Origin of the sequence: Thioalkalivibrio sp. ALMg11 (assembly GCF_000377905.1) — a bacterium.
Classification (GTDB): domain Bacteria; phylum Pseudomonadota; class Gammaproteobacteria; order Ectothiorhodospirales; family Ectothiorhodospiraceae; genus Thioalkalivibrio.
In genome coordinates this window covers 507867-528228 of record NZ_KB898871.1, presented here as the reverse complement: position 1 = coordinate 528228, position 20362 = coordinate 507867, and the positions used below count along the sequence as shown (strand labels likewise).

At 64.9% G+C, this 20362-nt stretch carries 17 protein-coding genes, 1 tRNA gene and 1 pseudogene; 10 read left to right on the top strand and 9 right to left on the bottom strand.

Annotated elements, in window-relative coordinates:
• On the top strand, positions 1 to 183 hold a 183-nt coding region (locus D578_RS0102615; protein ID WP_026289134.1), incomplete at its 5' end, for a PEP-CTERM sorting domain-containing protein.
• An 839-nt stretch (positions 184 to 1022) separates the two neighbouring features.
• Here the strand turns inward: D578_RS0102615 and prsT are convergent.
• The 5 genes from prsT to D578_RS0102590 all read right to left on the bottom strand — a co-directional run bounded on the left by prsT (position 1023) and on the right by D578_RS0102590 (position 9534).
• Complete coding sequence (gene prsT, locus D578_RS0102610) at positions 1023 to 3794, bottom strand: XrtA/PEP-CTERM system TPR-repeat protein PrsT (protein WP_018948442.1); 2772 nt, start codon at positions 3792 to 3794, stop codon at positions 1023 to 1025.
• Positions 3795 to 3877: 83 nt separating this feature from the next.
• Positions 3878 to 5215, bottom strand: coding sequence for a PEP-CTERM-box response regulator transcription factor (gene prsR / locus D578_RS0102605; RefSeq protein WP_018948441.1), 1338 nt, complete (start codon positions 5213 to 5215; stop codon positions 3878 to 3880).
• 61 nt (positions 5216 to 5276) lie between these two features.
• Complete coding sequence (gene prsK / locus D578_RS0102600; protein WP_018948440.1) at positions 5277 to 7325, bottom strand: XrtA/PEP-CTERM system histidine kinase PrsK; 2049 nt, start codon at positions 7323 to 7325, stop codon at positions 5277 to 5279.
• A gap of 7 nt (positions 7326 to 7332) precedes the next feature.
• Positions 7333 to 8727: a TIGR03013 family XrtA/PEP-CTERM system glycosyltransferase gene (locus D578_RS0102595; RefSeq protein ID WP_018948439.1), complete on the bottom strand. Its 1395-nt coding sequence runs from the start codon at positions 8725 to 8727 to the stop codon at positions 7333 to 7335.
• A 159-nt stretch (positions 8728 to 8886) separates the two neighbouring features.
• Entirely contained in the window at positions 8887 to 9534 is a 648-nt protein-coding gene (locus D578_RS0102590) for an XrtA/PEP-CTERM system exopolysaccharide export protein (RefSeq protein WP_018948438.1), read from the bottom strand.
• A gap of 250 nt (positions 9535 to 9784) precedes the next feature.
• Between D578_RS0102590 and D578_RS0102585 the strand changes: the two genes are divergently transcribed.
• Genes D578_RS0102585 through D578_RS16280 form a run of 3 tightly spaced genes read left to right on the top strand, consistent with a single transcriptional unit; the run spans position 9785 to position 11758 of the window.
• Positions 9785 to 10561, top strand: coding sequence for a YdcF family protein (locus D578_RS0102585; protein ID WP_018948437.1), 777 nt, complete (start codon positions 9785 to 9787; stop codon positions 10559 to 10561).
• Between the two features lie 43 nt (positions 10562 to 10604).
• Positions 10605 to 11585: a UDP-glucose 4-epimerase GalE gene (gene galE, locus D578_RS0102580; RefSeq protein WP_018948436.1), complete on the top strand. Its 981-nt coding sequence runs from the start codon at positions 10605 to 10607 to the stop codon at positions 11583 to 11585.
• The gene (locus D578_RS16280; RefSeq protein ID WP_081617318.1) at positions 11501 to 11758 is read left to right on the top strand and encodes a hypothetical protein; all 258 of its coding nucleotides are present in this window, start codon (positions 11501 to 11503) and stop codon (positions 11756 to 11758) included. Before galE ends, D578_RS16280 begins: the two co-directional genes overlap by 85 nt.
• 21 nt (positions 11759 to 11779) lie before the next feature.
• On the opposite strand, the gene D578_RS0102575 is transcribed toward D578_RS16280, so the two are convergent.
• Together D578_RS0102575 and D578_RS0102570 are read right to left on the bottom strand one after the other, a co-directional pair.
• Positions 11780 to 14980, bottom strand: a complete 3201-nt coding sequence (locus D578_RS0102575) for a DEAD/DEAH box helicase (RefSeq protein ID WP_018948435.1) — start codon at positions 14978 to 14980, stop codon at positions 11780 to 11782.
• On the bottom strand, positions 14977 to 15393 hold the full coding sequence (locus tag D578_RS0102570; RefSeq protein ID WP_026289131.1) for a (deoxy)nucleoside triphosphate pyrophosphohydrolase: 417 nt from the start codon (positions 15391 to 15393) through the stop codon (positions 14977 to 14979). The genes D578_RS0102575 and D578_RS0102570 overlap by 4 nt, the downstream gene beginning before the upstream one ends.
• 467 nt (positions 15394 to 15860) lie before the next feature.
• Here D578_RS0102570 and D578_RS0102565 point away from each other — a divergent pair, with 467 nt between their 5' ends.
• The 4 genes and pseudogenes from D578_RS0102565 (at position 15861) to D578_RS0102555 (ending at position 18628) form a co-directional block, all read left to right on the top strand.
• Complete coding sequence (locus tag D578_RS0102565; RefSeq protein ID WP_018948433.1) at positions 15861 to 16544, top strand: hypothetical protein; 684 nt, start codon at positions 15861 to 15863, stop codon at positions 16542 to 16544.
• Positions 16545 to 16658: 114 nt separating this feature from the next.
• Entirely contained in the window at positions 16659 to 17357 is a 699-nt protein-coding gene (locus D578_RS15825) for a hypothetical protein (RefSeq protein ID WP_155996744.1), read from the top strand.
• Between the two features lie 188 nt (positions 17358 to 17545).
• Positions 17546 to 17776, top strand: a pseudogene (locus D578_RS0102560) (hypothetical protein); the annotation flags it as partial.
• 432 nt (positions 17777 to 18208) lie between these two features.
• On the top strand, positions 18209 to 18628 hold the full coding sequence (locus D578_RS0102555) for an SRPBCC family protein (RefSeq protein WP_018948431.1): 420 nt from the start codon (positions 18209 to 18211) through the stop codon (positions 18626 to 18628).
• Between the two features lie 3 nt (positions 18629 to 18631).
• Here the strand turns inward: D578_RS0102555 and def are convergent, their stop codons facing one another.
• Positions 18632 to 19168 carry a peptide deformylase gene (def, locus tag D578_RS0102550; RefSeq protein WP_026289130.1) on the bottom strand — a complete coding sequence of 179 codons (537 nt, stop codon included), beginning with the start codon at positions 19166 to 19168 and terminating at the stop codon, positions 18632 to 18634.
• 165 nt (positions 19169 to 19333) lie between these two features.
• On the opposite strand from def, the gene D578_RS0102545 reads away from it, so the two are divergent.
• Together D578_RS0102545 and D578_RS0102540 are read left to right on the top strand one after the other, a co-directional pair.
• A complete protein-coding gene (locus D578_RS0102545; RefSeq protein WP_018948429.1) occupies positions 19334 to 19600 on the top strand; it encodes a type II toxin-antitoxin system mRNA interferase toxin, RelE/StbE family in 267 nt (88 codons plus the stop codon).
• Positions 19601 to 19780: 180 nt separating this feature from the next.
• Positions 19781 to 20041 (top strand): helix-turn-helix transcriptional regulator, encoded by a 261-nt coding sequence (locus tag D578_RS0102540; RefSeq protein WP_018948428.1) that lies wholly within the window; start codon positions 19781 to 19783, stop codon positions 20039 to 20041.
• A 135-nt stretch (positions 20042 to 20176) separates the two neighbouring features.
• Here the strand turns inward: D578_RS0102540 and D578_RS0102535 are convergent.
• Positions 20177 to 20252: transfer RNA gene (locus D578_RS0102535), tRNA-Phe, on the bottom strand.
• Positions 20253 to 20362 lie beyond the last annotated feature (110 nt).

Genomic DNA, 20362 nt, shown 5'->3' with positions numbered 1-20362 from the left:
GGCGACACCCAGGAAGGCCAGTCCCTGTTCAGCGAAACCCAGTCCACCCACGATGGCAGCCTGCGCTTCGCAGTGCCGGAACCGGGCACCCTGGCGCTGATGGGCCTGTCCCTCCTGATCCTGGCCGGCTTCATCGGGGTCGGTGGCATCCGCCGCCGCTCCGCCTACCGCCAGGCGGCATAACCGACGCTAGAACGATTTCTAGTCTTGATGGCCCTCCCCCCGGGGCATCGAGTTGAGGGCTCCCTTCGGGGAGCCCTTTTTTTGTTCCGCAATCCGGGCCCGGAACTACAGCTCTCACTGACCCTCGCGCGAACCCGGCGCTGCCCTTACGGCACCGCCGCCAACCATCCGGCGACCGCGCATGTTCGGACTCGCGCCACCCCGGACCGGTGCTCGACCCCCTTCGGATGTCCGCCGGGCCTACTGACGGATACGCCCTCTCGAGCCTGAGGCCCTTTTGCTCGCTGACAAGGCGCGGTGAGCGATGCGTAGCCAAGCTTCATCCGCGAACTGCAACGCCGTCAGCAAGCAAAGCCGCCTCAAGCCCCGTCGCTCGATGGCGTGTGGGGATGGTGCCCCATCCCCCATCTTTCCGAGCACCTGCGGCGCCCCGAAGAAGACGAAAAGGGACTGGCAACACCACGACCGGACTGCGCCGCCGAGCCGGGTCGGAATACACAGGGCATCAACGCGATGCCGGCACATTCATGAACCTCTCCCAGGCACCTACGGAGACTCCAGGGGTGCGGCAATGGGCCGTAGTCGAGGGGACGGATAACCCGGCCCCGAAACAGAGGCATTGGCTCACCCTCGCCGACATCCGGTAGCGGGCCGGGCCGACCGCCGCGAGCGAGTCCCCCGTCCGGACGCAGCCGTCAGAAACCATACATCGAAGCAATGCCCGGGCCGGCCCGGGATTACAGGGCAGGCCGGACGGATGGATGTGCGGCGGCCAGGCTGACGCACACAAAAAAGGGGCTGCTCTCGGCAGCCCCCTTGATCGACCGGTTCCGCCGGGCCTACAAGCGACCGAGCAGCGCCTCGGCATCCGTCCGCTGGGGGAACTGGTCGTGCGCCTCCAGCAGGCGACGCAGGCGTTCAGCGGCGGCTTCGCGCTCGCCCTGTTCGCTTTCCGCCCAGGCCAGGTGGTACTGAATGCCCGGATCATCCGGGGCAAGCCCGCTGGCACGGCCAAGGATGTCCGCGGCCTCTGCAGGCTCACCGGCGTGGATCAGTACCGCACCCAGGGTATCCAGCACCGGAGCCGCCTCCGGTGCCAGCTCGGCGGCCCGGCGCGCATGCTCCAGCGCCTGCCGGGTATCACTCTCGCGCAACGACCATGCGAGGTTGTTGAGCGCAATCACATCGTCGCCATCCTGCTCGACGATCCGACGGTACGAATCCACCGCTCCGGGCCGGTCGTCCGCCGCCATCTGCTGCGCCGCGTGGATATGCCATGTCGCCAGGTCCTGCGGATTTTCGTCCAGCCAGGCGGCCAGCGTGGCCCGTCCGGCATCGCCATCCCCGGCTTCGCGCTGCGCCTCCGCCAGTGCATGCACCCAGTCCCGACGCTGCGAACCCGGGTCCGCCAGTGCAGCCCGGTAATGCTGCACAGCGGCTTCCGGGTCGCCCCGCTGCATGGCCGCGCGGCCCAGCAAGGCCTGGACCTCGCTGCGGTCCTCGTAGCGATCTTCCAGCCGCGCCAGATGCGGCTCGGCATCGCTCATGCGCTCCTGGTTGACCAGGCCCCGGGCCAGCAGAAGGCGCGCCCGGTAGTGGTCGGGCTGCTGCTCCAGGAGCTCGCGAAGCGTGCTCTCGATCGCGGCATCGTCACCGACCTGCGCATGCGCACGGGCCAGGGCGAGACGCAGGGTCACGTTGTCCGGCGCCTGCTCGACAGCCGCCGCGAGACTCTCAACCGCGGCATCCGGACGATTGAGGCTCTGCTGGACGTCCGCCAGCGCGTACAGCAGGTCCGGATTCCCGGGATGATGCTCGCGCGCGGCCAGGAGCGTCTCCAGGGCCTGTTCCGGTTCGCTGGCCTGAAGCTGGATCTGGGCCAGGGTGAGATGCGGCGGCAGCAACTCGGGCTGCGATTCGATGGCCGTTTGCAGCCAGTGAGCCGCCCCCTGTTGGTCGCCGTCCTGCAGGCTCATGCTGGCCAGGCGCTGGGCCGAGCGGGCATGCCCGGGGTGGCGCTCCTGAAGCTCTTCCAGCACCTCGCGCGCCGCCCCGCGGTTGCCGACCTGGAGTTCCAGGCCGGCCAGGTTCATCGCCACGGATATATCGTCCGGGTCCAGCGCGGCGCCCTCACGAAACGCCGCCCGGGCCTCGTCGATTCGCCCCAGCCCCATCAGGGCAGCGCCCTGCAGGCTCAACGGACCGGCCGCTTCCGGCTGGAGCTCCTGCAGACGCTGTGCGCGCTCGAATGCCTCGTCGTAGCGTCCTGTCTGCAACAGGTACAGCACCAGCGTGGTATCCACCTGCTGGGCCGAGGCCTCGCCGCCTCCGGCGGCGCGCAGCGCATCCAGACCTTCTTCGGTCTCGCCGCCCCGGAGCAGCGCCACCGCCAGCAATTCCTGGAGGCCCTGCGAACCCGGGCTCGACGCAGCCGCGTCGCGCAACGCGTCGATACCGGCTTCGGAATCGCCGGCAACCAGCAGCAGTCGCCCGCGCAGCTCGGCCATGTCGGCCGGCTCACCGGTGTAGTCGCGGCTTGCCCGCTCGACGAACTGCAGGGCATCCTCCACGCGATCCTGTTCCAGATAGATCGCCGTCAGCGTACGAATGCCCTGCAGCGATCCGGGGCTCTCCTGAACATGACGGTTGAGGTTGTGTTCGGCCTGCTCCATGTTGCCCAGACTGCGATGAGCCAGGCCGAGGCCCAGAAGCGCCGGGCTGTAGGAGCGATTGCTGGCCAGGGCCTGTTCGAAGCTCGCCCGCGCTTCGCTATGCCGCTCCTGCTCCATCAGGAGCATCCCGTCCAGATAATGCACGCCCGGATGGGACGAGCCGCCTTGCTTCAGGCCGTCGACATCCGCCCGCGCACCCTCGTGATCGCCGGCATTCAGGCGCACCATCGCCCGCGCCATGTGATCCCGCCCCGAGGCCGGGCGCACTTCGATGGCCCGGCTGAAGGCCTCTTCCGCACCCTCCGGATCGCCGGCGATGCGCCGATAGTCACCCAGGAGGCTCCAGGCCTGTCCCAGCTCGGGCTGCAGGTCGAGCGCCTGCTCCAGGGATGCGATCGCGTGCTCGGCATCGCCCTGGGCCATCGACAGGTGGGCCTGCGCCAGGGCCTGTAGCGGTTCCTGCTCGCGCTCTCCAACCTGCGCCAGTTCGCGTTCCGCCGCCTCGCGCTCGCCAACCCCCGCGAATGCGACGGCCCGCAGTGCGTGCAGCCGCGGCCGCTCCTCCGCCGCCAGGTCCTCCGGCACATCCTGCTCGCGGATGCGCGCAAAACGATCGGTCGCGAACCATGCCTCGGCCAGCGGCAACGCCACCTCAGCCTCCGGGATCCCGAGCGACTGCGCGCGCTCCAGCTGACGCAGCGCCTCCTCGGGGTTGTTCAACTGCAGGTACACCACCGCGAGCCTGTGCCGGGTGGCGGGGGCATCGGTATTCAGTTGCAGGGCATTGCGGTACTCGATGCGTGCGCCCTGGTAGTCGCCCCTCTCCTGCAGGGCCTGGGCGCGTTCGAGGTAGTCCTGTTCGCTGCCCGCCCCGATCTGGTCGCAGCCGGCCAGACCCACCCCGGTGGCCAGCACCACGGCCAGGGCCAGGGGCTTCAAACGCCCGTTCGGTATCCGGATGGGACGGGGCCGGGCGAGCCCGGAGTCTTCTTGCATATATCGGGTAGTCACTATGGTGCTCCTCATCTGAGCCCGTACTTGTCGAGCAGGCCGTAGAGCGTTGGACGGGTAATGCCGAGGGTGTCGGCTGCCTGGGCGATGTTGCCGTTCGTGCGGCCCATCGCCTTGATTACGGATTGGTATTCGGCCCGGTCACGGGCCTCGCGCAGGCGCTCCGGCGCCGGATCCTGATCCCGGTCCTGCAAGCCGAGGTCTTCCGCGGTCACCAGATTGCCGTCGGCCATGATTACGGCGCGCCGGATCAGGTTCTCCATCTCGCGCACGTTGCCGGGCCAGTCGTGGCCCTCGATCGCCCGCAGCGCATCGGCGGTGAAGCCGCGGCGCGGCTTGCCCTGCTCGCGGGCGAAGCGTTCCAGAAGCGCGTGCGCCAGCAGGGTTGCGTCACCCTGACGTTCACGCACCGGGGGGATGTCGATGGCGATCTCGCTGATGCGATAGAACAGGTCCTCGCGGAAGTCGCCCGAGCGGATCAGCGCCTGGAGGTCCTGATTGGTCGCACCGATGATGCGCACGTCCACCGGGATCTCGTTGCGCCCGCCCAGCCGCTCGACCGTGCGCTCCTGCAGAAAACGCAGGAGCTTCGCCTGCAGGCTCTGCGGAAGGTCGCCGATCTCGTCCAGGAACAACGTGCCCTTGTCGGCGTGTTCGATCTTGCCGATGGTCTGGCGGGTAGCACCCGTGAAGGCGCCCTTCTCGTAGCCGAACAGCTCGCTTTCCAGGAGGTTCTCGGGGATCGCGGCGCAGTTGATCGCAACGAAGCGCTCCTTGGCGCGGTTACTCAGGTCATGGACGGCGCGCGCCAGGACCTCTTTGCCGGTGCCGCTGTCACCCAGCAACAGGACCGTCGCGTCGGAGGGCGCCACGCGCTCCACCATGCGGCAGACCTGAAGCATGCGCGGATCCGCGGTGATGAGCCCGGACAGCGAAGAGATGCCGCCACGGGCCAGGCGCCGATTCTCCTCCTCGAGCCCGTACAGCCGCGCGGCGCGGTCCACGATCAGACGCAGGAGTTCGGCGTCCACGGGCTTGATATAGAAATCGTAGGCCCCCAGGGCGACGGCCTTCAGCGCGTTCTCGCGATCATCGTTGCCGGTGACCACGATCACCTTGACCCCGGGATTGAACGCCAGGATCTCCTCCAGGAGTGCCAGGCCCTCGGTGGCGTTTGCGGGGTCGGGGGGCAGACCCAGGTCCAGCGTGACCAGCTCGGGCTCGTGGCGGCGCATGTGGGCCATCGCGCTGGCACGATCCTGGGCCTGGAGGATCTCGTAGCCGTCCAGACACCAGCGCAACTGGCTTTGCAGGCCGGTGTCATCCTCGACAATCAGAAGCTTCAGCATCGACTCCATTACATTGCACCCGGCCCAGGGAGGACGTGATGGTGGACGGCAAGAAGGATCGTCATGTGCTGTACTGCGGCAGGCGAAGCGTGAAGGTGGTCCCCTCGCCGACGCGGCTGGAAACATCGATCCGACCGCCCATTCGGACCACCAGGTCGCGGGCCTCGTACAGCCCAATACCCATGCCGGCGTTTCCCTTGGTGGTCTGGAACGGACGGAACAACCGCCGACGAACGAAGTCCTCGTCCATGCCGGACCCGTTATCCTTGATTCCGATAATGACCCATTGGTCCCGGGTTTTCAGGGTCAAGGTTATATCGCCGTTATCCGGTGTAGCCTCCTGCGCGTTCCGCACCAGATGCAGCAGCACATTCCTCAGCGCATCGCGGTTTCCAAGGACTTCGGCCGGGGCCTCGATCGCCACTCGGGGCACCGGATGGATCTCGCGGCTATCACCAGCGACCTCGTGCAGCAGGGCGTCCATGACGATCGCCTGACGCGGGCTGTCAGCACCCGGTTGCGCCTTGCGCAACTGCGCCAGGGTGCGCTCCAGACGCTCGCGCGCATTGCCGACGGTGCGGAAGGCGTCCGCCACGAACTCGGGGTTGTCGCGGTGACGCTCGGCGTTGGAGCTGATCAGGGACAGCTGGGCCGATACGTTCTTGAGGTCGTGGACCAGAAACGCCGCCAGCCGGTGGAAGGTCTCGAACTGGCGCGCCTCCAGCAGCGCCTCGTCGGTCTGCACCAGGGCCACGTAGACCGCCAGCTGGCGGCCCGCGGTCTTCAGCAAGTCGCGCTCCTCCCAGTCGATGCGATGCCGGGCCCGCGGCTGGGCGAGCACGACAAAGCCCTCCAGTCCGTCGCTTTTCAGGAGCGGCACCACGGCCCAGTGGCGCGGGTTATCCACCAGCCACTGCGGCAGCTCGAGCCCGTGATAGAACGCCGGATCGCGGCGGAACTCGTCGATATCGATCACCCAGCCGGACTGGGTCAGAAACGCCACCAGCGGGTCGTCCGGTTCCAGCGCCGGGTAGTCGGGCTCGCCCAGATTCAGCACCCCGTCGAGGGCGAAGGTGGTGTCGTCACGACGAACCCACAACAGCCCTCCGGGGCTCTCGACCAGCTCGCCGATGGCCTGGATGGCGCGCTGGCGAAACGGGGTCTCGTGGTCGGTCTGCGCCAGGGTGCCGGTAAACCGCAACCACTCCTGGCGGTAGTCGTAGCGATAGTTGAAGAAGTGCTTGGCCAGCCAGACGCGCAACTGGGCGCGGACGCTGCCGGAAAAGAGCACGATCGCCAGGAGCAGCACGGCCCCGAACAGCAGGGTGACCTGCAGCAGCGCGCCCAGATCGCCCCCGTGGTGACGCAGGTAATACCCCGCGCCCCCGACCGCCAGCAGATACAGCCCGGCCCCGAACAGCGATGCGGTGTGAAACAGCAGATGGCGGGACAGCGTGGGCCCCTCGCGGTGCGGCAGGCGCCGACTCACCGCAACCCCGAGCAACGGGACCACCAGCGCGTTGACGAACCCGCGGGCCTGCCAGGACGGGCTGTCGATCGTCTGGAACAGGACCAGATCCGCAAACAGGAACAGGTCGAACGCGAACAGGCCGCCCAGGCCCAGACAGAGAAACTTGATCTCCCAGCGATTCTGCGGCGGCGTGTTGCGGTAGACCTGCTCCACCAGCACCAGTCCGGCAATCGCCATCAACAGGGTTGCCAGCCCCGGCCAGATGGCGCCCAGCAACTGCGGCCACAGCATCGGCACCAGGATGAACAGCAGGAACGCCGTGGTGGCCGCCCCCCACCAGCGCAGCGCACGCGGCTCCACCCCGGGGCGGCTGCCACTGCCGGCGAGCAGCGCCAGCAACACCGCAAACCAACCGGCATTGCGCGCCACCTCCATCACCCCACCGGAGATCGCAGCGCTGGTCCCGTAGTGCCAGGCGAGAAAGGCCAGATATCCGGCCCATCCCACCGACAACAGCGAGGCCAGCACTACCCACAGGGCCGAGGGGCGATTGCGCCAGCGCACCACGGTCACAACGGCCAGGACCAGGAACGCAAGTGCCGCCGTCAGATAGCTCGTCGCGGCCAGGGGCATCAGCATCGCGGATTCAGCGGGCCCCGCGGCCGAACAGCACAACCTTGACGGTCTCGAACAGGATCAGGATGTCCAGAAACAGGGTGTGATTCTTCACGTAGTACAGGTCGTACTGCAGCTTCTGCCGCGCATCCTCGACCGAGGCCCCGTAGGGATACCGCACCTGAGCCCAGCCGGTGATACCCGGCCGGATGGTGTGGCGCGCGGGAAAATAGGGGATCTGCTCGGTGAGCTGCCCGACGAATACCGGCCGCTCCGGGCGCGGTCCGACGAACGACATGCTGCCCTCGAAAACGTTGATGACCTGCGGCAGCTCGTCGATACGCAGCTTGCGGATGAGGCGCCCGACGCGGGTGATGCGGTCGTCGTCATGCACCGCCCAGCGCGCGACGCCATCGACCTCGGCATCCTCGCGCATGCTGCGGAACTTGCAGACCTCGAACGGGGCATTCCCCCGGCCCACGCGGGTCTGCCAGTAGAACACCGGGCCACGACTCTCCAGCTTGATCGCCAGGGCGGTGGCCAGCATCACCGGCAGGGTCACCAGCAGCAGCGTGGCGCTGGCCAGCACATCGAACGTCCGCTTCACCGCGTTGCGCGTCCAGTGCTGCCGGAAGCCTTCGCCGAAGATCAACCAGCTGGCGTTCAGCGAATCCAGCTGGACCTTCTGCAGTTCACGCTCGAAGAAACTCGAGACGTCGGTAACGGCAACCCCATTGAGCTTGCACTCGAGCAGCTGCCCGATCGGCAGGTTGTGGCGTCGGTCGCGGATCGCGACCACGATCTCGTGCACTCGGTGCTCGCGCGCCATGTCCAGCAGGCTGGCATCGCGCCCGAGCTGGAAATGGCGCCCCGGATCCCGCGCGTAATCCTTTTCGCCCAGGGTAGCGATGTACCCGATAACCCGGTACGGCAACTCTTCCGAATACTTGTCCGGATGGATCGTGTCGATCGCGCAGGCCCGGCTGCCGGTGCCCAGGACCAGGACCCGGCGCTTGAAGGCATCCGCCTCGGAAAAGTTGCGCCAGAGCGTCCTTTCGGCGACCAGACCGGTCAGCAGGAGCAGCACGCCGCCGCCGACTGCGGTCGGCGAAAACAGCGCAGCCGGGACCATGGCGCCATAGGCCAGCAGCAACCCACCCACAACCAGGATGGCCGGAACCAGGCGCAGCAGCGACCGCAGCGTGCTGTGGGTCGCGAGGTAGTCGGATTCGTACAGGCCGGCCAGAGTCAGTACCACCAGGACGACCAGCGTCGCCACCATCAGCTGGGGGTCCAGCAGACTGAGAGCCTCCGGCTGAAAGGGCGGCAGGGTCAGCACCGCATAAAGGCACAGATACGCCACCAGCAACTCCGCGCCCGCGAGCATCAGGACGCGGCGGCGGATGTAGTGGCCGAAGATGCGCACGACTAGCCCCCTCGCCGAGGCGCGTACACAGAAGAGTTGTTCATCCTTTTCAGGGAATCCATTGCTACCGTCCCCGAGCCCGATCAATGGGGGCGGTTGTTCCCGGGCGGCGCCTCAAAGGCCCACCCACCCGGAAACCGGCCCCCCGTTCCGGGTTCGTCAGAAGCGTCGTTCAGGAATGATCAGCGTGTCACCGGGCAGCATGTCCACGTTGGCCGAAATATCGCCACCGTTGACCAGGTCGTCCAGGCGCACCCCATATTGCTTGCGCTCGCCATTCTCGTTGCGCACGATCACCGCGCGATTGCCGGCGGCAAAATCGGTAATGCCGCCCACCGCGATCATCACGTCCATCACGCTCATGTCTTCGCGGTATTGCAGCGCCTGCGGCGCGGCGGCCTGCCCGATCACGCGGATCTGGCGACTATAGGGCCCGGCAAAACTGGTCACCATCACCGTGACGATCGGGTCACGCAGGAAACGGGACAGCTCCTCCTCCATCACTCGGGCCAGCTCCGTGGGCGTCTGCCCGCTCGCCTGGATATCCTCGACCAGCGGGGTCGTGATTTGCCCGTCGGGGCGTACCGACACACCGGTGGAGAGGTCCGGGTTGCCGCGCACGGATACCTGCAGGGAATCGCCGGGACCGATGATGTACTGCTCGATCACCGTGCGCTCGATGGAGGTCGGGGCCTCCGGATAATCCGTCGTGGCACAGCCTGCCAGCAACAAGGCCGGCAGCAGGATGACGAAGCCAAACCTTGGCCCGGACTTCGACCCGGCCTTTGGAGCATTGATCAGGGACATCACGACTCCCCCTTGGAGATTCTGGCGGTTGTTAGAGGCTTCACCCGACCGGGAACGGGGCCCGCACCGCACCCCAAAGGTCGCGGAAACTGGCTACGCTTACCGGGGATACCGGATTCCACAAGCAACTTGATGTTAGGCCTCGAGTGTGAACAGAGTCCACGTAAGGTCTTCATTCCCGGTGCTCCCGGACTAACGTTCGTGTTACGGCGAAGCCGGGCCGTCTACTTCCGCCAAACAGGGGTGTTCCGTGGAGTTTCTGTCTCTCCGTTTCCTTGCCGACTGGTTTCTGCTCCCGCCCAGCGGGCCGCTCCTGCTGGCCCTGGCGGGCCTGCTCCTGTACCGGACCCTGGCGGGCAAGGCCCTGTTGACCGGCGGGCTGCTCCTGACCTACGCGTTCAGCATCCCGCCCGTCAGTCACGCCCTCATGGCCCCGCTGCAGGCCGCCTACTCGCCACCCGACACGGCGGCACTGGAACGCGCCGAGGCCATCGTCGTGCTCGGCGCCGGGTATCGCAGTGGTGCGGTGGAATTCTCCGGCGAAACGGTCAACGACCTCGCCCTGGTGCGACTGCGCTACGCCGCCGCCCTGCACCGGCAAACCGGCCTCCCCGTGGTCGCCACGGGGGGCGGCCCGGAGGACCGGGAACCGGAAGCCCGCTGGATGGCCGAGGTCCTGGAGGAGTTCGGCGTCAGTCCGGTGTGGCAGGAAACCCGTGCGCGCGACACGGAAGGCAATGCCCGGCACTCGGCCGCGCTGTTGCACGAACGCGGCATGCAACGCGTCCTGCTGGTCAGCCACGCCCACCACCTGCGGCGCGCCACAGCGGCGTTCGAACGCGCCGGGCTGGAGGCCATCCCGGCCCCGACCTGCGCCTTCGTGGCCCATGACACGAGCCTCTCGTTAGGCGCCTTCAAACCGCAGGCTAACGCCATGCGCACCAGCTGGCTCGCCATGCACGAGTACCTCGGTATTCTGTGGTATCGCTGGCAATACGGCCGTCGTCCGGCACCACCGGACACCTGACGCGCCCCGCCAGCCCCAACCCATAGAAACCCGGGGGCGACGGATGAAACTGCTGGTAACAGGCGGCGCCGGCTACATCGGCAGCCACGTCACGCGACACCTGCGAGAAGCGGGGCACGCGGTTACGGTGTACGACAACCTCAGCACCGGCCACGCATGGGCCGTCGGGGATGCCGAACTGGTCGAGGGTGACCTGGCTGAGACCGAGCGCCTCCGGGAACTGCTGGAGCGCGGCTTCGACGGCGTACTGCACTTTGCCGCGCACATCGTCGTGCCAGAATCGGTCACCGACCCGCTCAAGTACTACGGCAACAACACCCGCAACACCCTCAACCTGCTGGAGGGCTGCGCCGCCACCGGCGTGCGCTACTTCGTGTTCTCCTCCACCGCCGCCGTCTACGGCATCCCCGACACCGTCTCGGTCGCGGAAGACGCACCGCTACAGCCGATCAACCCCTACGGCGCCTCCAAGATGATGTCCGAACGCATGCTGATGGACCTGGGCGCCGCCTCCGACCTGCGCTACGTCAGCCTGCGCTACTTCAACGTGGCCGGCGCCGACCCAGAAGGTCGCCAGGGCCAGGCGACCCCCGACGCCACCCACCTGATCAAGGTCGCCTGCCAGGCCGCCACCGGCCAGCGCGACGGCATCACCGTGTTCGGCGACGACTACGACACCCGCGACGGCACCTGCGAACGCGACTACATCCATGTCGAGGATCTCGCCGCCGCCCACGTCCGCGCCCTGGAACACCTCGACCGCGGCGGCACCTCCCAGGTGCTCAATTGCGGCTACGGCCACGCCTACAGCGTGCTCGAGGTCATCGACGCCGTGAAACGCGCCAGCGGCGTGGACTTCCCCGTCACCCTCGGACCGCGCCGCGAAGGCGACCCGCCCGCCCTGATGGCCGACGCCCGCCGCATCCGCCAGACCCTTACCTGGGAACCGCAATACGCCGACCTCGACCTCATCGTCCGCCACGCCCTCGCCTGGGAACAGAAAACCGCGCCGCAGCCAGCCTGATCCGCATCGCCCTCGCCGTACTCCCCGGCAGGGAGGTTTCCATCAGCGACTGGGGCCGACTCCGCGAGCACATCGAGAACCTGCGCACCCTCTACACCTTCGACCTGGTTGACATGACCGAGGTCCGCGACGAGTTGCGCAAGGAAATCGAAAGCGAGGGAATCCCGCTTTGAACGCGGTCCAGCGCAACCGCGTTACAGGACGGTCCGACGGGCGAGGTGCAGGAGCCGGGCGGGCAGTTCGTAATCCAGCTCCCAGACGATGCTCATCGGCTTGCTACCTTCGTGGTTCTGGTAGCGAACCGGGCCACAGAAGGTGAATGGCTCGCTGAGGCCCGTCACATCACGTTTAGCGCGCCGAATGAACAGCATGGGGGTGTAGCCGAGCTCTTCGTGATGGATGTAGCGCTGCCCGGTTTCCGAGCTGGGCGAGGTGGCGGACTGCGACTGCCAGTGGAACCGCCGCTCGTTGAGAGCGTAGTCCTCGTACATGGTGGTGGGGGAGAACTCCTGCTCGGATTTTTCCAGGGTGACGAACAGCGCATCCACGCGCTTTTCCGGTACGTGCCGGACACCTTCCTGCTGGGTGATGGGCTTTTCCAGGCTCCCGAGCCCCAGCGCCAGCAGGATCTGCTCGCGGGTGTAGGACGCATGCAGCTCCAGCGGCCCCGTCTGCTCAGAGAAGGTGATGCCGCTGGCGGGCACGATGCGCTCGTGTCGCCAGGCGGCGACCTCCTGGAGATCCCGGTAAAGGGGGCGCTGTTCGCGGACGAAGCCGTCCACCGCGGAGAGATCCCCATCCCCCGGTCGTGTCTTGCCCCATAGCGTGCTGTGGACGAGGGCCAGTCGGAGCCGATCCTCTTCGGCAAGCTGCTCCACGTTCGCCGCCGGCTGCGCCAGATGGGTCTGCAGGGTTTCCAGCAACTGCCGGTCGTCACACCGAGCCAGGCGCTGCAGCCCGCGTTTGAGGCTGCTGGCATAGGGCCCCAGCGCCGCCGCCGATTCCCCTCCGCAGTCCGCGCGCAGCCGGGAGGGCAAGTCCTTGCGCAGCAGGTCTTCGGCATCATCCATATGCAGGCAGTCGAGCATCTTGGGCAGGCTCGCGGAGTCGATGTCCTCCTGGAAACAGGCCTTCAGCTCGCGCACGATCTGCGGGCGCTGGCGGTTGATCTGTGCACGGATGTTGTCGAGGACCCGCTGGGTGGCCAGGCGGTCGAGGTGGATCAGGCAACCGCTGGGCAGCCAGGGGAAGCCCTCCTGGATCTGGTGATCCACCCGCTTCTCCGGCCGCGCGCTCAAGGCCCGGAACCGATCGGCATAACGAAAACGCCGATCCTGCGGCGCCACGAAATCCAGCACAGTCAGGTGCGGCTTGCCCTCGTGCAACCGCAGGCCGCGGCCCATCTGCTGCAGGTAGACCGTCAGGCTCTCGGTCGGGCGTAGCAGCAAAACGGTGTCGACCTCGGGCAGGTCCACGCCCTCGTTGTAGAGGTCCACGGTAAAGATGAAGCGGATGCGCCCCTCGCGCAGGTCGCGCTGCACCGTTTTACGTTCGTGGTCCGGGCTCTCGCCGGTCAGCACCGCGCTGGGCACCTGCTTGGCCGAGAAATGCTCGGCCATGAACCGGGCATGGGCGCGACTGATGCAAAAGCCCAATCCTCGGACCGAGCCGAGATCGGTGGCGTGTTCCTGGGCCTGCTGCAACACCCAATCGGCCCGCGCCCGGTTACCGGTAAACACCCCTTCCAGCTCTTCGGCGTCATAGCCCCCGCGCTGCCAGCTCACCCGGCTCAGGTCCACGGACTCGTGGTCGGCCACGCCGAAGTAATGGAACGGTACCAGTAGGCGCCGTTCGATGGCGTCTGGCAGGCGGATCTCGTGGGTGTAGCGGTGGCCGAAGTGTTTGCGGATGTCGTCGGCATCCGTGCGCTCCGGCGTCGCGGTCAGGCCCAGCAGGCACTTGGGCCGCACATGGTCGAGGATGCGCTGGTAGCTGCCGGCGCTACTGTGGTGCGCCTCATCCAGCACCACGTAATCGAAATGCTCCGAGGCCAGCCGGTCGAGGTCCCGAGCATTCCAGCTCTGCACCGTGCAGAACAGGTGGCGGTCCTGACTCGGACGCGTCCCGCCCACCAGCACATCGCCAAACTCGTGGTCCTGTAGTACCTGCCGGAAGCTCGCCATCGCCTGACGCAGGATCTCCTCGCGGTGGGCGATGAACAGCAACGACGGGCGCCCTTGATCCGCCTGCTCACGCGCAAAGCGCCGATAGTCGAAAGCGGCGATCATGGTCTTGCCGGTCCCGGTGGCGGCGATCACCAAATGGCGGTCGATGCCCGAACGGCGCTCGCGCTGGATGTCCTCCAGGATCTCCTGCTGAAAAGCGTAAGGACGCAGATCGAAGAACGCCGTGGCGTCTTTCTGAGCCCCAGGCCCCGAGCGGGATTCCGACTCCAGCGCCTGCTGCAGGCGGGGGAGGTCATCCGTTGTGAGCGGTTCGAACTCCGCTGGGTCTGCCCAATGCGCCTCGAACGAGGTCTGGATCTGGCGCCACATGTGCGGCAGCTCGTATTCACTGACCTTGGCCGTCCACTCCAGCCCCTCATCCATCGCCACCCGCGAGACATTCGCCGACCCGATATAGGCACTACCGAACCCCGTGCTCCGATGGAACAGGTAGGCCTTGGCATGCAGGCGCGTGCGGTGCGTGTCGTAGGAGACCCGAATCTCCGTGTTCGGCAGGCTTAGCAGAAACTCGATCGCCTTCAGATCGGTGGCGCCGAGGTACGAGGTCGTCGCGATCCGCAGCCTGGGCGATCCATCCCCCGTCGGAGTCTCCGTAAAGCGCTTCAGCGTCTCGCGCAGGGCGCGAATCCCGCTCCATTTGATGAACGACACCAGCCAATCGGCCCGGTCCGCACTGGCCAGCTCCTTTTCAATCTGCGTGACCAGGCTGGGAGTACGATCCGAACCGGTGAGCAGGCTGGATAGGGCAAGCGGAACGTCCGGCCTTGGCGTCTCCTGCTGCCCGACCTGGTCGGCGGCCGGGGAACGCACCTCCAGCAACTGCCGAAATGGCGGCTGCGGAAGGTCTTCCTCGATCCCGGACAGCGGATGCCCCGCCGCCGCCAGCGCATCCGCCAGCCCCTGCACGGCCCGGGTCCAGTCTTCGTGTCCCTTTTCGCGCAGCTCACCCGCGCGCTCCGCGAGCCGCTGGGCCAGCTCGGCGACCAGGCTCATCGCCAGATCGTCGCCCTCCAAACCCTGCCCCCAACGGGCGTGGTCCTCCAGCCCCAGGGCCTCCAGCGCCTGTCGTACCCGCGGCGTATCCAGCCGTTCATGCAAGCCGACCCATTGCACCCCAGACAGGGATTTGGCGGCGTCCTCTCGGCTCATGCGGGACGTCCCGCAATAAAGGCTTCCAGCAACGGGATATCGGCGGGCGCGAGCTCGAGCCCGCGAGCCTCCAGTGGCGACACCCAGCACCAGCGATCGTGCACCGTCAGCACCGGGCTCTCGTCATCCGTCCACGCGCGCAGCGCCACCAAATCAAGGCTTCCGTTACCCGGAATCGCCGTGCGCCCGATCTCCTCCCCCACCCGGAGCTCCATCGTCAGCTCTTCACGAAATTCGCGGCACAACGCCGCCTCCAGGCTCTCGCCCGGCTCCGCCTTGCCGCCGGGGAATTCCCAATACCCCGCCACCGCTTGATCGGCCCCGCGACGCGCCAGAAAGATCCGCCCCTGTGCATCCTCCAGAATGCCGCAGACCACCACCACCTGATTCGCTTCCTTGAGCGTCTCCAACACCGGCTCCCGGTTCGCCTCTGGCCGGATCGTACCAGGGAACGACGCCACAGCTCCCGCAGGAAGCTCCTTTCTCGGGCCACGCGTGGTGTCTCCGGCCATCACGCCACACTGCGATCACGGTGATATACCGATTCTGTATAGCACCGCGCTCTGTCACGCTCGTGCCGCCGATCTCCTCGTCTCAACCCAACTCAGTCCACCCGCAACCCTTTAAGGTCGGCCCCTCCGTCTCACCCACCTTGGACCGGAGGCCCCATGTGAGTCCTTGACCAAAATCCGACCATGTTCGTACAAGCGGGCGGGCCCCCTGCCACTCGACGCGAAGCCTACTACGATGATAAAAGAAGGGTTTGTCTTCAACGCTGTATCAGCGACAAGCGAACGCGCGCACAATATGCAGAATCTGCATATGATCAATATCACATATTCTGTCGAATCCACTGTTATGCATCGAAGCGGAGTGTGTGATGGCATTTGATCGACAGCAGTGGCTTGATCGACTCCTCTTGTCGAGTATTCCCCTGCGCAAAATCGACGGCAACGGGAATCCGGTCGGCATCGCGTCCGGATGCCTTATTGACTACCTCGGAGTTCGGATCATCTTGTCAGTGTTTCATGCCACAAAACGTGACGGAAACTGGGCGATCGAAGTCGGCTATGAGGCGGGAAAGGGAACTCAGCTATATAAACCCGGCGGATTTCACCATCTCGGCAAGATGAAGCTAGGTGATACTGAAATCGCGGAAGTAGATTTCTCGTACCGGGAGGTGGCGGGAGACCTGCTATCGTATTTTCAGGAAATTGTCCCGCCCGGAGCAATAAAACGCCAGGCTCTTCGAGAAGTATTTCAACCCGATTTCGATATCGCCCCAGGAGCGGAAGAGATGTATGGATTCGCCGGCCAGGTTCTCCCCGAGTTTCATGAGCCGTCGTCACTGGTTACGGAGATGCGGGTGTATCCGGGCCTGAAATATGTTGGCACCGAAGGGGACTACCACGTGTTTGAGCTCCCTGTACCACACCCGGGGCATGAGCATTTTCAAGGATGCAGCGGAGCACCGATTCTGGACACACAAGGCAACCCCGTAGCGCTCGTTTGCAGTGGCGATACGGACAGAAACGTGATTCTCGGGATTTCACTTAAGCAGTAGAAGATGGTCCTCGACATCACATATGGGTTACCGGGGAATGCATAACAAGATGCTCAAGCCGACGCTCGCAAGCTCGCGCGGCTTAGCCTCGCGTTCAATTTCTAGGGAGAGTGTGTGAGCAAACTGATAGCTTACAAGTCCAGAGGCGAATACAAAGGTGAGCCTATATATCCACACAGACATAAAGACGGAACATATGTGGCTAGCCCATCGCGATTTGAAGTTGACTATGTTCATGTAGATACGGTAGAGGAACTTGAAGCATTAGTACGGTCTGGCCTAGGGACAAGAATGTCCAGTCCTGATATCAATCAGGCGGCATCACTAATTACAGCTGATAACATCGAGTTTACTGATTCCACCTCGCCTCCGGTCACAGCGAAAAGCGTACTTCCAAGATTGAGCGAGGAAGCGGAGTTAGATTTTGATTCGATTACAAAATCAAGAAAGGAGCAAGCATTTCTTCGCGCCCACCTTTCACGCGGTCGAACCAAAGCTAAATGTGTGCTTTGTGAAAACGAGTACCCATTAGAGTTCTTGGTCGCTGCACACATTAAGAGAAGATCGGAATGTTCTAAGTCAGAGAAGCTAGACTTCGATAATATAGCTGCCTTAATGTGCAAGGCGGGCTGTGATGATATGTTTGAAAAAGGTTATGTATTTGTTTCCGGCGGAGTCGTCAAGAATAATGAAAAGCGCTCTACCACTCCTGCCTTGGATTTACTCATAAGAAAAATCGAGGGTAATATTGTGTCAAATTGGGCGGGCAGCTCAGTATATTACAAGAACCATGAATCACAATTTAACAAATAGTTGCACCGGACTCGCTATCGCTCGCTCGGTGAGCTAGGCGTCGATGAACGACCGGTTCAGCCCTTCTCCATGGCTGCCGGAGTAACCTTTGACCGCTGCCAGGAGGGGGTCTAGCGTCAAGGGAGAGGGGCAGGGAACGACCCGGCGAAATCCGTTGCAACCTCGCGGAATCGCGAAGGAGGCACATCATGCGCAGCGTAGACAACATGCCGGTCCTCGACTGGCAAGACGGCAAGAACGCCATGCGGGCGAAGCTCCAGGTGATGCACGAGGGACCGGTGGTGTTGAAGATGCCGGCCGACATGGACTGGTCGGTGAACGGGGGCGAATTCGGCTGCACGCTGGACGACAACGGCATCCCGCGTGACTGCGAGGGCGGCAGCCTGCTGCATCGTCTGGCGGAGCTCAATGACATGCCGGGGCCAGGGAAACACTGATCCATGTACACACTCGCGTTGGTACCCTAGGTTTTCCGAGACAAGGCGCGGTGCGCAGCCGGTAGTGGTTCTACCGGCAAGGGCCGCAACGCAGGATCGGGGAGCCTGGGGTGCCAACCCCACAAGCGATTGAATGCAGCGGCTCGGCCGCTTTTGCGCGCGCACGGCGTTGCGGCTCCTTTGTGCAGAATGACTGCACGGCAGTCACCGCGCCTTGTTCGCACGCAAAAGCGACTCGAGCGCGAGCGTGTACATGGGTCAGTGTTTCCCTTTAGGACATCGCGAAGGCCTGCGCCTACTCCAGCTCCCGCGTGGATATCGACGCCGCGGGCTCCCGCATCATCGTGCACGACTGACTGGGCCTAGGGCGCCGGGTCCACCCGGCGGCGATCCTGCAACCCGGAGCGGTGGTTGATGTCGGTGATCCACCACGAGATGGAGATCGACGCTGCTCCGGAGGCGGTGTTCGAGTTGATGGCCCGGGTGGAGGCGTTCGCCGCCTACAGCGAGGCCATCGAGTCCATCACCTGCGTCGGGCCCGAGCGCTACCGCTGGCGTGTGCGGGTGGCCGGGGTGCCGCTGGCGTTCGACGTAGAGGTGCTGGTCGCGGTCCCGCCGCGTCTGCTCGGCTGGCGCGCGCTGGCCGGGTTGTCCTGCGAGGGCTGTTACCGGCTGACTCCGAGTGGGCGTGGTACGCATCTGCAGCTGGCCGTGCGCTGCGGCGGCGAGAATCCTCTAACCGATGGCCTGCTCGGCCTGGCTGCGCACCCGCTGCTGGACGCGCTGGGAGCAGAGGTAGTGCGCAACGCCTGGCCGTGCCTCGGCCGGGCGTGAGGCCTACGCTTCGGCGTGGAATTCGCGGTATTCGTCGAGGAAGGCGAGGCGCGTGGTGTCGGTGAGGCGGTCGATGTAGAGCTTGCCGTCGAGGTGATCGATCTCGTGCTGGAAGACGGTGGCGAGAAAGCCTTCGGGCTCCAGGTGGCGGGGCGTTCCGTCCGGCTCGCGGTAGTCCACGGCAATGTGCCGCGGTCGCGCGACTTCGCCACGCAGGCCGGGTACGGAGAGGCAGCCTTCCCAGTAGCGCTGCGGCGTCGGGTCGAGCACGGTCACGGCCGGGTTGACGAGAACCAGGCGGCCGGTGGGCACGGCATCGGGGTAGCGGCTGTTACCGGGCTGGATCTCGATCACGGCCACGCGTTGCGGCACACCGATCTGGGCGGCGGCCAGGCCGAGCCCTTCGTTGGCGTGCATGGTGTCGACCAGGTCGTCCACCAGGGCGTGCAGCCGGGGGCTGTCAAAATCGGATTCGGGTACCGGGTCGCAGGTGCGACGCAGGTCGGGGTGTCCCATGCGCAGGATACGGCGAACGCTCATGGGGAGATGGTGCCACAGGGGGAATAATGGTGGCCGGGGACAGAATTGAACCGTCCTCAGAAGAAGAGGTAACGCACCTTTCTAGCTGCCACCTTGCCGTATTCGGAACCCGCGTCGGGATGTCGAACTTGACATACCATATTTAGCATACATACTTTATTTAGTATGTGGGATGTCTATGAGCACATGCGGGTGGAGAAGAACCTTGCAGCGGCCCCTGCTGAAGTTCAGAAGCGGTATGAGAAGTGGAAGGACATTGTCACCATCTCCGGTCCGCAGGGGTTGCGGCAGATTCGGGGCTTCAACGACGAAGCTTTATCGGGCAAGTGGAAGGGCTTCCGGTCGTCTCGTCTGAACCTCCAGTACCGCGTCATTTACCGGGTGGAGAAGAACAAGGTTCTTCTAGCTCGGATGTTTCATGAATTCGCGTGATGATCGCGCAGGATATTGGCCACACAAGGGATTTCCCGAAGGAATGCCGTATTGGGCGATACGGCCGACTGAGGAAAATTCCTTGTGTGGCCAAGAGACAAGCGAGAGCGCGTGCAATTCATGAAATATCCGGGCTCGAGGTCGAGAAGGTGACTCCCCACGACTACGGGAGGACGTGACATGAGTGATTATCGCAAGGTAAAGAAAAGGGTCGAAGTTTCGGTTGGCGAGTCGGTTCGGATCCTGCGTGAGCTTCAGGAAATGAGCCAGAACGACCTCGCGAAGGCCTCCGGCATCCCGCAGTCCACCATTTCGGCCATCGAGAATGGCCGTGTACGTCTCGGTGTTGATCGCGCCAAGGTCCTGGCAAGGGCACTGCGCTGCCACCCCGCCGTACTCGTATTCCCGGGCTGGGATGTCGAGCATGAATCGGCCGCATAGCCATCAGGCGGTTCAGAGACATTCAACGTCGGATCAAGTACCCGATCACATGCAGACGCGACGCAGGTCGGGCGGCCCATACACAGACACGGCCAACGCTTATTGATGGGGCGGATGGTGCTACGGGAAAAATAATGGTGGCCGGGGACGGAATCGAACCGCCGACACGGGGATTTTCAATCCCCTGCTCTACCGACTGAGCTACCCGGCCATACTTCGGGGGATCGTCCTGCGGACGAAGGGCGGTATTAAAGCCGTCCGGCGGCTCCACGTCAAGCGCACCGGACCGCAAGATCGATACGAGCCGCTGAAAACCGCGAC